Below are 13,471 nucleotides of genomic sequence, written 5' to 3' on the forward strand. Positions count from 1 at the left end.
ATCTTTGCACACTCAAAAAAATAATTATGGGATTTAAAGAAGAAATTGAAAGACGCCGTACTTTCGGAATCATCAGTCACCCTGATGCCGGAAAAACCACATTAACGGAAAAGTTATTGCTTTTCGGAGGAGCCATTCACGTTGCCGGAGCTGTTAAATCGAATAAGATCAAGAAGACAGCCACGTCCGACTTTATGGAGATCGAACGTCAGCGTGGTATTTCTGTGGCGACTTCTGTCATGGGTTTTGAGTACAACGGAATCAAGATCAATATTCTGGATACCCCGGGTCACCAGGACTTTGCCGAAGACACTTTCCGAACCTTAACGGCTTGCGACAGTGTAATCATCGTGATCGATGCAGCCAAAGGAGTAGAAACGCAAACCCGTAAGCTGATGCAAGTCTGCCGGATGCGCAAAACCCCGGTGATCGTGTTTATCAATAAACTGGACCGTCCGGCCAACGATCCTTTCGATATTCTCGACGATGTAGAGAAAGAACTACAGATCAGGGTAAACCCACTCAGCTGGCCGATCGGAAGCGGAGATACCTTCAAAGGTATCTATAACCTCCACCGGCAAAACCTTTGCCTGTATAGTCCGAGCATTCAGAACATCCCCGAAGGCATTGAGATCACCGATACCCGATCGGACGAACTCGACCATCATATCGGCGAAAGGGCTGCCGGTAAACTACGGGAAGACCTGGAGCTGATTCAGGGGGTTTATCCCAGTCTCGACCGGCAGGAATACCTGGACGCACATGTGGCTCCCGTATTTTTCGGTTCGGCGTTGAATAATTTCGGTATCCGGGAACTTCTGGATTGCTTCATCGAAATAGCTCCGGCACCTCTTGCCCGGGAAACCGAAGAACGCCCGGTCCGGCCGGAAGAAGAGAAATTCACCGGTTTTGTATTTAAGATTCATGCCAACATGGACCCTAACCACCGGGACAGAATTGCTTTTGTGAAAATTTGTTCGGGAATTTTCAAACGGAATACCAATTATTTACATGTCAGAAACGGTAAAATGTTGAAATTTTCCACTCCCACCGCTTTTATGGCCTCCAAGAAATCGGTGATCGATGAGGCTTACCCTGGTGATATCATCGGTTTGCACGATACCGGTACCTTTAAAATCGGAGATACCCTGACAGAAGGAGAAAAACTGCATTTCAAAGGTATCCCCAGTTTCTCTCCGGAATTATTCAAGTATATTGAAAATGCCGATCCGATGAAATCCAAACAGTTGGCCAAAGGGATCGATCAATTGATGGACGAAGGGGTAGCCCAATTATTCGTCAGCCAATTCAATAACCGGAAAATCATCGGCACGGTAGGAGCACTGCAGTTCGAGGTGATCGAATACCGGCTTTTACACGAATATGCCGCCGCCTGCCGCTGGGAACCGATCAATCTTTACAAAGCTTGTTGGATCGAAGCCCAGGATCAGGCAGAATTGGAAGATTTCAAAAAACATAAAGCTCAATATATGGCGAAAGACAAAGAAGGCAGAGATGTATTTCTGGCCGACTCACAATATATGTTGCATATGGCTCAGGAAAATTACAAAAAACTGATTTTTCACTTTACCTCAGAATTTTAACCATAAACTTTAAATCGAATCCTATGTTGGAAACCGGAAAATCATATACACAAGAAATCATCGTCGGTCCTAAAGACACCGCCTTAGCTCACGGCTCGGGCCATTTGGAAGTCTTTGCGACACCAGCAATGGTGGGACTGATGGAAAATACGGCGATACACTGCCTGGAAGGCATGTTGGAACCGGATACAGATACCGTAGGTATTGAAATTCATGTACAGCATACCAAGGCAACAGCCGTCGGTAAAAAGGTGATGTGCAAAGCGACGATCGTCGAAATCGATGGCCGCCGGATACGTTTTGAGATCGAAGCCACGGATGAAAAAGGAACAATAGGACATGCTATTCACGACCGCTTTATCATCTACCCGGAGAAATTCATGAGTAAATTATAAGTCGTTTGTAGTGGAAACTTACCCAGAGTATCCGGATTGGTCGGACAAAACGTTTCTGATAGCAGAAGATATCGACAGTAATTATACGATCCTTGCGGCTCTGTTAAAAAAAACACATGTCCGTATCTTACGGGCACGTAACGGAAAAGAAGCGATACAAATCGCTTCAGGAACGGCCTCCATCGATCTGATTCTAATGGATATCAGCATGCCGGATTCTGACGGAATAGAGGCTTTACGGTTTATCCGGCAACAATTGCCCGGAAAAATCGTAATAGCACAAACAGCACATGATCTCTCTTCTTTGGAGATTATAAATGAGAAGTTCGATGGTTTTTTATTAAAACCGATCCGTCGGAAAGAATTACTTGAAACATTAAGTAAATATTTATCCTGATATGCAATTTAAACTAACCTCTGAATTCCAACCTACCGGCGATCAACCGGAAGCCATCCGCCAATTGATCCAGGGACTTCAAAGCGGACGGTCATCACAGGTCTTACTGGGAGTCACCGGTTCAGGAAAAACTTTTACTGTAGCTAATGTCATCAACGAAATCCATCGTCCGACTCTGATTTTAAGTCACAATAAAACATTAGCAGCTCAATTATACGGGGAATTCAAATCTTTTTTCCCCGAAAATGCAGTCGAATATTTTGTATCTTATTACGATTATTACCAACCGGAAGCTTATCTGCCGACAACAGATACCTATATCGAAAAAGACCTCGCCATCAATGACGAGATAGACAAACTTCGTTTACGGACCACCGCTTCCCTGCTTTCGGGACGTCGGGATGTCATCGTTGTCTCTTCGGTGTCTTGTCTGTACGGTATGGCCGATCCCCGGGCTTTCGGCTCGAACGTCACCCATTTGAAAAGAGGCATGACTATCAGCCGGAATGTCTTATTACGCCGGCTGGTAGACGCTTTATATGCAAACAACGAAATCGAATTCAAACGGGGTTGTTTCCGGGCCAAAGGGGAAACCGTGGATATTTTTCCTGCCATAGAAACTTACGACGGCGTAGCTTACCGGATCGAATTCTGGGACGACGTAATCGACCGGATCTCTTCTTTTAACCCGGTTACCGGACAGAGCATCGGTAGTCAGGATGAACTCGATATTTATCCGGCCAATCTTTTTGTCACCGACAAAGCCACGATAGCCCACGCCCTGGTTGAAATCGGCCAGGATTTGCAAGATCAACTGGCTTATCTGAAAGAGATCGGGAAATTTATGGAAGCCAAACGCCTGGAAGAACGGGTGAAATACGATATGGAAATGATCCGGGAATTAGGTTATTGCCCGGGCATTGAAAACTATTCGCGCTATTTCGACGGCCGGAAAGCAGGAGTTCGTCCTTTCTGCTTATTGGATTATTTCCCGGAAGATTTTCTGATGGTCATCGACGAATCGCATGTTACCCTGCCCCAGATACGGGCGATGTACGGAGGCGATCACGCACGGAAACTGACGCTGGTGGATTATGGTTTCCGTTTACCGGCAGCTTTCGACAACCGTCCCCTCACGTTCGATGAATTTGAAAGTAAAACCGGCCAGACGATTTACATCAGTGCCACACCTGCCGACTATGAACTGGAAAAAAGTGAAGGCATCATCGTGGAACAAATTATCCGTCCGACAGGTATTCCGGATCCGGTAATCGAAATCGTCCCCAGCAAAAATCAGATCGATCATCTGGTGAACGAGATTCAGCAGCGCATAGACCTTCGGGAACGTACATTAGTGACAACCCTGACGAAGAGAATGGCGGAAGAGCTCAGTAAATACCTGGACCGGATCGGTATTAAATGCCAATATATTCACTCGGATGTCGATACTATCGAACGGGTAAAAATCCTGGAGAATCTTCGTAAAGGAATCATCGACGTATTGATCGGTGTCAATCTATTGAGGGAAGGGCTGGACTTGCCGGAAGTATCTCTGGTAGCAATTCTGGATGCAGACAAAGAAGGCTTTCTGCGTTCTACACGTTCACTGACTCAAACTGCCGGACGAGCTGCCCGTAATGTAGACGGGAAAGTCATTATGTATGCCGACCAAGTAACCCGTTCTATGCAGGAAACGATAGACGAGACGAATTACCGCCGTGAAAAGCAGCTGAGATACAACGAAGAACATCACATCGTTCCCCGGCAGATCTACAAATCGACAGATGCAGCGCTGACTCAGGATACCTCCAAAGCGTATGTGGAGGAAGAACACCTCCATCTGGTTGCCGACCCCGTCGTAGCTTACATGAGTAAACCCGAGATTGAAAAAATGATCCAAAAAACCAAGGCTGCCATGCAAAAAGCAGCCAAAGAACTCGACTTCATCGAAGCAGCCCGCCTGCGGGATGAAATGTTTCAACTGGAAAAGAAACGGGACGAGATGAAATAAAATCTTTCGGGGTTACGACAGCCAAACAAAATACCTGCCGATTCTACCGGTCACCGTTTCATCAATGCCTCGATCTGCCTCGGAATATCCGTATTATCCAACTTACCGTTAAAGTTTTCTGCTCCGACACCCAGGACAAACAAGGGCACATACCCGGCAGAATGTCCGCCACTTCCCCAGCTGATGCGGGCTATCCGGTTCAGTATCTGAACCGCCGTATTGGCCAAGGGTTCATCTTCGGCATAAAGACTTTTCACCATCTCCTGTTCCCCATTCGAAAAGGCTTTATCATAACGGTGTCTCAAATCTTTCTCATACGACTCCTTGAGTTCTTCCTTCGTCCACAGCCCCAGATTATCACTCAACAATTTCTTTACATCTTCCCAGGTCACTGCATAATGGTGGGTTGTCCGCAAAGCAGAAATCTTTTTCGAAAGCTGCCCCTTGGAGACCATTTGATGTTGCAACGCTTTCAGATTCAGTTCATATTTACCTGTTCCCAAAGCAAAGTTCCCTGTCTCATGATCTGCCGTAACGACAATCAGGGTCTCATCCGGATGCTGCTTATAAAAATCGATCGCCTTCTGTATCGATTTCTGAAAATCGATTACCTCGTTAAACATAGCCGCCGCATCGTTACTATGACAGGCCCAATCGATCAATCCGCATTCGATCATCACGAAAAAACCGTTCTTTTTATCCTTACTCAAAAAATCGATCGCTCCCTGTGTAATCTCTTCAAGTGACAAATCCCCCGGTTTCCGGTCGATGGCATAAGGCAAACTCCCCATGTCACATCCTTGCTCCTGCATAAAAATAATTTTATCTGCTTTCGCTGCTTTTTTCCGGAAATCGTCATTTCCCCGGGCTATCGTATACCCCGCCCGATCGAAAAGAGTATAAATATTTACGGAATCTTTTTTCTCCGGCTTTACAAAACCGGCTCCGGCATAAAAATCGAAACCCGCTTTCGGCAAATCGGTTGCGATCTCATAGGTCATATTCCGGTCCGGCTGATGAGCATAGAAACAAGCGGGAGTAGCATGATCGATACTATTGTTGGTAGCGATCCCTACTTTCATTCCCAGTTCTTTGGCTTTGGTAGCGATACTGTATACCGGTGCTTTATGTTCTTTATCCATCGCTATCGTCCCGTTCTTTGTCTTTTCGCCGGTAGCTAAAGCCGTACCGGCAGCAGCCGAACAAGTCACCGAATTATAGGCCGAATAAGTAGTCACAAAATTTCTGACCGGGAAGGTGGTGAAATTTAAAGGCTCGACACCGATTTTTCCTGCTCTCTCAGCCAGATACATCTCTGTGCCGTTCACCTGATTTATTCCCATTCCATCTCCGATAAAATAAAAAACATACTTCGCTCTTTTTTCTTTCTTTGCCGCATCAACAGGCTGTGTAAAACAGATAACGGCAACCAATACCACTGATAATAAGCCAAATAACTTTTTCATCGTTCTTTTCATTATTATTCGTTTTGCTCCTATTGTATATTCTATCCCCTCCTAATTCAAGAACAAACTTATTCCTGAACTATTAACAGAATTATTAATAATTTCTTAACCAACACCAATTCCCATCAAAAATACAAAAAAAATTAGAGAAAGAAACCTATTTTCCCCTGAATCCAAATATAATTCCACACTAAAATTCAGGTCTCCATTTTATATTAGATAGTTATATACATGTTACACTTATAAACCTACAGCTAGGGTAAACATGTATATAAACACGTTGGATTACAATACATAATCTGTGAAAAAGCGGACAGCTAAAGAAAATAAATAGATTCAGTCAGTTTCGGTTTAACTCTCGGTTTAAACAAGCACTCAAAACACCACTAAAAACCACCTAAAACAAAAATCAGCCACCTTTATAAGTGGCTGATTATGAAGAGCGATAAACGGGACTCGAACCCGCGACCTTCGGCTTGGGAAGCCAACGCTCTACCAACTGAGCTATTATCGCCTGTTTTGTGCTAAACAACGGTGCAAATATAGCAAACAAATCTGAATGAAACAAGATTTAAAAATAAAAAAAGATTACTTTTAAAGGTTCAAACGATCAGCCTATGGACAGGAATAAATTTTACCGGATCAGGGAAGAACTTCACCGGCATCCCGAATTATCCGGACAGGAAAAACATACGATACAATATATCCGGCAAGTACTTCAGGAATTTCAGCCCTCCCGGATCCACCCCCTGGAAAAGGGCCATGGACTGGTGGCAGAATACAGTTTCCCGGGCGAAGGTCTGACCCTATTATTCAGAGCCGATATCGATGCTGTGGCCATTGCAGAAAAATCACCTCTTCCCTATTGTTCGGAAAATCCGGGGATAGCCCATAAATGCGGACACGACGGACACACGACCATGTTACTCATGCTGGCCGGACTCCTACATGAACATCCACTGGAACGAGGACGCATTTTATTACTCTTTCAACCTGCCGAAGAAAATGGACAGGGCGCACAACTAGTACTTCAGGACCCCTGGTTCCGGCAACAGAAAATCGACAGGGCTTTCGCCCTGCACAATCTTCCCGGCTATCCGTTTTCTACGATTGTCTGCCGGACAGGCAGTTTTACCTGCTCGGTCATCAGCTGTACCATTACCTTCACCGGAAAAACAGCACATGCCGCAGAACCTGAAAAAGCGGTTTCCCCGACCGCACCTTTACTGCATATCCTGCATCTAAGCGAAAGCTGGAATCGAGGGACCTTGAAAAATCCGGATTATTTCCGTACGACACTCATCGAACTTCATATCGGCGAAGAAGCTTATGGCGTTGCTGCCGGAAGCGGACTTATCCGGCTGACTCTCCGCGCCGCATCCGAAAAAATACTGCAAAAACACCGGCAACAGTTGGAACAATTCGTTCAGCAAACCATTGATTCCCATCCGCCCTTACGATGCTCCATCGAATGGACAGAACCTTTTGCGGCCAATGAAAATGATCCTGAATCCGTAACCTGGATTCAGGAAGCAGCCAAAAGCAACGGATTAGTTTACGAGGAAACCGATCATCCTTTTGCCTGGGGAGAAGATTTCGGATTATTCACTCAACATATTCCAGGTGCTATGTTCGGTCTGGGAGCAGGTATCTCTACTCCGGCCCTCCATACTCCGGATTATGATTTTCCTAACAACATTTTGCCAAATGGAGCCCGGATGTTTTACGAATTAGCCCTTATCACTCAACTGTCAGAATAAGTATTGATTATTCTGACAGTCGATTCCCAGTCATACAAATTCGTCTTGATCCAAACCAGATTAAATCCTGGCTAATCCCCCTGAACGTATTTTCCAATAATCATACAAATCCTCCCAATAAGTCCATAATAAAAGTTTCGCCATCCCCTCTCCACAATCTACCGTATCCTTGTATTTTTTCAATTCTTTACTAAAAGCCATAACACAAGTTTGCCGTACCAACCTCTCTTGTACTGATAAACGGCCTACCCGTTTCCCCGTAATCAGTCTCTTCAATTCTTTTACCAACTGACCGACCTGCTGTTCTCCATTCTCCTTTTCTGCTAACTGCAGCCAACGCTCGGTCCGAAAAAATTCTCCCCATACTCTTTGTAATCGCCCAAGCATATCATCACGTTCCATTCCCATTCTATTTTTTTGTAAAAAGGAAGGAGCATAAAATCCCATAATATCTTCTTTCAATAATTGCATCAACTGTTCCGCCATTCCCTCTTGAAAAAAAGTCTCATCTAACCAACGGATATAATCCTTTTCACTCAATTTCAATACTTCCCGGTAATAATGCTTTACCTGTTCATTTTCCACCTCCTTCAACACCTGTTGCCAAGCCACACGCCTTTCCTCATACCTCTTCCATCCCCACTGTCCGGCAACCTCTTTCTCTGTCTTTATATCTTCTCTTTCCGCATAACAATACCACAAAGCCTCCAATCGTTTTGCAGCTGTGATATTTCTATTCTCCAGTTGTTCCGGATCCAATCCCAACAATATTCCCAAAGCTCTATCGATTTCCTGTTCACGACATCCCTGTAAAGCCTCCGTTTCCGAACACATCTTCCATATTCCGTCCTCTTCCCGGACCGGATTTTCCAATCGGTAGCGGATCACCGATTCCATAGAAACATCACCACTGATACGTAAACGTGCAGCTAAAATCCTTCCATCTCCGGGATGTTCCTGGAAATCCACTTTTATCCCTCCACCTCCGACATCAAAAACAACTGCGCAGGGGACATCAGCTTTCACCCTTCCTTTTTTTTGTTCCAATTCAAGCAATACTCTTCCCGTCCGGGCAGTCCACACTGCATTCAGCTTTTCTACTGCTGTATACAATAGCTCCACATATTCTTCCGAAATATCCTCAGCAACACATATATTCAGAGGCATTCCCGCATATGTATCCCAGCACACACAACGGATACACTCTACACAACGGAAAGGATTCACTCCATAATCGACATAAACCTGCGTCCGGAATAACCCATCCGGGTCTTCCCCTCTGTTCCTCAAACCCCTATCCGGTAAGAGACACAAAGCCACAGATACTTCTACCGGTACCGAACCGCTTTCGGGCAACATTTCCACGACCTGCTGTTCAGGAGAACACTCCAAATAATGCCGGATAGTAAAACATGCTCCGTTCCTACAGGTATCGACAGTTATAATCTCCGAACGGCCATACTGTATCCGTCCCCATTTCCCGTCCCCCACATACCACTTTTCCTTTATACCATCGGTCACATCAATCAAATAACCTGTTTCTTTTTTCTCCGCTACCGGCCAGGTTTCCACCGGTGTCTGTAAACCGGACATCTTCAGCAATCCGTTACTCATCCATGTTGTATCTGAAACTCTCTCCGGACAGAAAACCGCAAAAACATCCAGGGTCATAGAATCCCTGCCTTGTTCCAATCTAAAAATTCCTTTACTCTCCAATAACTTCCCCCGAATTCCCAATCCTCTGTCTATCTGGGCCAATACCATCCATTCCCGCCCCAAATATGTCTGCTCAATTTCTACATACATTCTGCCATTCCGTTCATATACCGGTAACACCACAGCATTCTCATCCTTATCTTTACCACAGGCATTTCCACTTTTTATCCCAACCATCCCTACCCAACAAAACAACAATACCAATAACTTTGTCCTCATGTTATTTCCATATTGAATTCACATTTTTTCTCCACGCTTTCCAAAAAACATCCTTTTCCTTGTCTGTTTTCCGATACATCACTTTCAATTGTTCCTCCATCAAAGCCACCACTTCCGGATACCTATTCCTTTCTGTTTGTATATATTCCATCAAACAATCCGTATAACACCATATCAAGAATCTTCCCCAACACTCCTCACCAGATACATTCCGGAATATTTTTCCCAAATCTCTGATATATTCAGTGACCGAATATTCCCGATCGTAACCTACAAAACAATCCGCTTTTTCTACCAACCGTCTGACAGTCTCCCTTCCCCAGTCTTCCCACCACTCCCGAGGCAGGTCCTTTCCCGATTCCAACACATAGGTTTGTAAAAAACGCAGGGCATCCTGCTGTTCTTCCCTCCCCACAGCAACAACTATAACCGAATCATTCCCCCAACATTTCCTTATCCCTCCGAGATAGGTAAAAGCCTGATTTATGTACTCCGAATATTGTTTTCGGATAGCAAGATTCCAACTTTCAACACTCAGACGCCCGTTATTTCTCAGAGTATCTCGCAACAAACGCTTCAAGTGACACATGCCCAATTCTGCCGTTTCCAACGAATAACGCCCTAAATCTTCGGCTTGTGCTTCAGGTAAGTTTCCACCGCTATCCTGAAAACGATATTTACGCTCCAATTGTTTTTTTTCTATCCAAACAGACAATTTTTCCTGAATTTCTTCAGACGCCAATCCGGGAAAATAACGGTATCCCCACTCAATAGCCAATGAATCATAAGCGCCAATCCGGGGTATCCGGTCGGACATATCGACTCCATCTTCGGGTTGTACAGCATAGTTCATACGCATATAATCCATTATAGAACTACCATAACCATGACGGTGTAAAAAAACGGCATCTCTTAACTGCTCTGTTTCACACAAAGAACTCCCATAAAAATTATGGGTCAATCCCAGTACATGCCCGACTTCGTGTGACACCACCATCTCCAGCAATCTACCAGCCAGTTCGTCCGGGAACTCCTCCTCGCTTTCTCCTGTCTGTGCAATATACCACTGGCATAACATATCAAAAACCGAATGAAAAACCGCAATATGACAACTCAGGATCTCACCGGTACGGAAATCTACAAAAGGACGTCCATAAGCATTCTCCATCGGAGAAGCCTTATAGACGATCCATGACAAAGCAGAATTATCTAAAGTAAATCCGGCCGAATCCGGAGCCATAAGTCCTGCTATGGCATTTTTAAAACCGCTACGTTCAAAAAGAGCATTCCAATTGTTCACGGCACGTAAAACATAAGGACGCCACTTTTCAGGAAAACTACGGTCGATATATATCCTAATCTTTTGCCGGGGTTCAACCAGTTCTCCCCGCCTATACCGGGCCGTATCACGATCCGCCACTTCCAGCCGCCAACGTTTCACTACGCGATCCGAGATGACCTGACAACTTCCCGGTTCCATATGTGCATAAGGTACAGTAAAATATCCAACCCCTGAAGAGGCATAACGTACCTGCATCAGATGCCGGGGCAACAACCTTAAACAACAACCTAATTTCCATCGAGTCACTTCTCCATTTGCTGAAGTTGCAGGCGTCCTCTCTACAGCTTCATAAATCCGTTCAGACCTGACAATCACACTTTCCGGCGTTCCAAGAATTGCCGTTACCCTTCCTTCACGCTCACTCCCTATCCCGATCAAAAAAGAAAAGGGTTGTAATCCCCACAACTTTCCATCACGAAGCCATTCGGTCACATCAATGATCTTCCCGGTCTTTTCACACCCCAAGATTTCAAATTCCTGTAAGGTAAGGGGCATTTCCCGTTCAGACAATAAACTTCCGAGTGAATATGACCCGGAAGTATCCACATAACTTCTTATCTCCTTCAATATTATCTGTTCCTTCTCTTCCTCCCACCGTAAAATCCTCGGACCGAACCGATCGCCCTGATATCCGAATTTAGCATCAGCAGATTTTTTTTTTCGTCCGGCACCCTCCAATATTGTAGTCGTCAGGCTCATATCACGTCCTAGCAGACTATCCGGGATCACCCATAAAATACGTCCATTCTGTTGATAAGTTGTAAACAAACCAGGTATAACTTCCGACTGTGCATAAAGCTTTATCATACACAGCAAGAAAAAAAGAATCCAACAAATTTTTTTCAACCAGGATAATATTTTCCGGGACCTGAACAGGTCCCGGAAAAACAACTGCTTCTTATTTAAAAGCATAGACAAAATCCACTACATTTTTAAATCCTTTAAACTCATAAACCATCAAGTCTTTCGTTCCCTCTTCCTTATCTATCTCTCCGGCTGCAGTCAGCTTCATTTCAAGCATACTGCAATTTCCATCCGGATATTCGGCCACTCCCCCCAGGTAACTTACAAAATCATAAGGAATCGCTTCTACCTCATCTCCTCCCGAAATATCCCAACGGTCCTCCCGTTGGCTGCGGAATTTCAACCGGGTAATCCGTACAGAAGGATCCGGATGGGCATAAATTTCATATGAACGAGGAGTTGAACGAGTCAAGTCTGCCCGATAAATCTTATTACCGACAGCATAGTAAAACATACGGTCAAAATAAGCTGAAGTGGCCACCGGTAATTTTCCTTCGACAAGCCCTGTTTCCGGGGTCAATTCCCAATAACCGCTACAGATTGTCCCTTTCTTCCCTTGTATCATCTCCGGAGAAATTTCGTAAATATACAAGCTACTTCCCTGACTGGCTATCGCCATAATCTTCGGAACATCGCGGGAAGTCGTCGCTCCGATATAAATTACATCTTTATCTCCAATATTGTTCGGATCGAATTTATTCGGATAACCGGCCTGCTCGCCTATGGTCTCCAGTTTCTGTTCATTCAGACTTCCGTCAATATCGTAAAGATCTTCCATGCCGCTAGCGATGTAGCGGTTCGTATTATAATTATTACCGCCAATATCCGCATTATAGTAAGAAAGGAAGCGTTTGTTCCTGGAATCATAAATAATATTTATTCCTTCCGGTGACACATCATAAGCCAGGGAAGCCCCCTCTGCATAATAATCCCCATCTGCAGCTTTCACCGGATAATAAACAGAAAATCCATCCGGCTTGGCAAACCAGAATACCCCGTCGTCAATAATACATTCCCCCCGTTTATCTCCTTCCGCATACATCGGTGCATAATGGGTGTCATTAGTCAGCTTTTTGTATAACAACATTCGGTTATATGCATAACGTTCTTCCAAAGTAGCACCATCCAGCATATAGTTTTTCCCTCCTTCAGTGAAAATACCCAACAATGTCTCCTCAGATCCTTGCTGCATGGCATTTTTCAGATGCAAATTATTAATCGACAAGAACAAAGGTTTACCCTGCAACCTGCCTCCCGTTTCCTGTGCATAGATATCTTGTACGGCAACCCGGCTGCTACCGTCCCCATCGATACATCCCAATACGGCATTCTCACCGATATTCTGCAGCACAAACCAACAACGGTTAAATGCAGCCACCAAATTAACCACCGTCTCACCGAAGGTTACGATATTCTGTACCGTATCCGTTACAGCCAGCCGTAATGTAATCTGTCCGCTATTTTTCGGATAAACCCATACCCGGCAAACCGAATCCGTACCACATTCCGTCCACGTCACCCCACTTAGATTTTTTTTCCACAAATAAGTCAAATTGGCATTATCTTTCCGGTCCAACTGGGTAACAGCCGCTTTCACTTCAACCAAAACCGAATCTTTCTTCGGTATCGTAACACTGACGCTCCGCGGCATTTCTAACACCATATCGTTGATGTCATTATAATCATAATTTCCCAAATCATCGTAACAGGCTATTCCCAATACAGCCAATAATCCCCATACCAATATCTTTTTCATA

General features: G+C 44.7%; 9 protein-coding genes and 1 tRNA gene. 5 read left to right on the forward strand and 5 right to left on the reverse strand.

The features are described from left to right. The first annotated feature begins 26 nt into the window (after positions 1–26). Genes AC5RDS_RS11320 through uvrB form a run of 4 tightly spaced genes read left to right on the forward strand, consistent with a single transcriptional unit; the run spans position 27 to position 4,407 of the window. Positions 27–1,604 (forward strand): peptide chain release factor 3, encoded by a 1,578-nt coding sequence (locus tag AC5RDS_RS11320; protein ID WP_013611882.1) that lies wholly within the window; start codon positions 27–29, stop codon positions 1,602–1,604. A 23-nt stretch (positions 1,605–1,627) separates the two neighbouring features. Beyond that, positions 1,628–1,999 (forward strand): thioesterase family protein, encoded by a 372-nt coding sequence (locus tag AC5RDS_RS11325; RefSeq protein ID WP_022159483.1) that lies wholly within the window; start codon positions 1,628–1,630, stop codon positions 1,997–1,999. 10 nt (positions 2,000–2,009) lie between these two features. Continuing rightward, a complete protein-coding gene (locus AC5RDS_RS11330; RefSeq protein WP_013611884.1) occupies positions 2,010–2,396 on the forward strand; it encodes a response regulator in 387 nt (128 codons plus the stop codon). Between the two features lies 1 nt (position 2,397). Continuing rightward, positions 2,398–4,407, forward strand: a complete 2,010-nt coding sequence (uvrB, locus tag AC5RDS_RS11335) for an excinuclease ABC subunit UvrB (protein WP_013611885.1) — start codon at positions 2,398–2,400, stop codon at positions 4,405–4,407. A gap of 50 nt (positions 4,408–4,457) precedes the next feature. Here the strand turns inward: uvrB and AC5RDS_RS11340 are convergent, their stop codons facing one another. Together AC5RDS_RS11340 and AC5RDS_RS11345 are read right to left on the reverse strand one after the other, a co-directional pair. Further along, positions 4,458–5,873 carry an alkaline phosphatase gene (locus AC5RDS_RS11340; RefSeq protein WP_172720055.1) on the reverse strand — a complete coding sequence of 472 codons (1,416 nt, stop codon included), beginning with the start codon at positions 5,871–5,873 and terminating at the stop codon, positions 4,458–4,460. A gap of 441 nt (positions 5,874–6,314) precedes the next feature. Then, a tRNA-Gly gene (locus AC5RDS_RS11345) sits at positions 6,315–6,387 on the reverse strand. 103 nt (positions 6,388–6,490) lie between these two features. On the opposite strand from AC5RDS_RS11345, the gene AC5RDS_RS11350 reads away from it, so the two are divergent. Further along, on the forward strand, positions 6,491–7,633 hold the full coding sequence (locus AC5RDS_RS11350) for a M20 metallopeptidase family protein (protein WP_172721189.1): 1,143 nt from the start codon (positions 6,491–6,493) through the stop codon (positions 7,631–7,633). Between the two features lie 60 nt (positions 7,634–7,693). Here AC5RDS_RS11350 and AC5RDS_RS11355 read toward each other — a convergent pair whose 3' ends face one another. From AC5RDS_RS11355 to AC5RDS_RS11365, 3 genes are all read right to left on the reverse strand, one after another. Beyond that, positions 7,694–9,568, reverse strand: a complete 1,875-nt coding sequence (locus tag AC5RDS_RS11355) for a hypothetical protein (protein ID WP_494222347.1) — start codon at positions 9,566–9,568, stop codon at positions 7,694–7,696. Position 9,569: 1 nt separating this feature from the next. After that, entirely contained in the window at positions 9,570–11,717 is a 2,148-nt protein-coding gene (locus AC5RDS_RS11360; RefSeq protein WP_167535989.1) for a zinc-dependent metalloprotease, read from the reverse strand. Positions 11,718–11,808: 91 nt separating this feature from the next. Beyond that, a complete protein-coding gene (locus tag AC5RDS_RS11365; protein WP_494222348.1) occupies positions 11,809–13,470 on the reverse strand; it encodes a PKD-like family lipoprotein in 1,662 nt (553 codons plus the stop codon). Position 13,471 lies beyond the last annotated feature (1 nt).

It is taken from the genome of Odoribacter sp. (assembly GCF_985060555.1).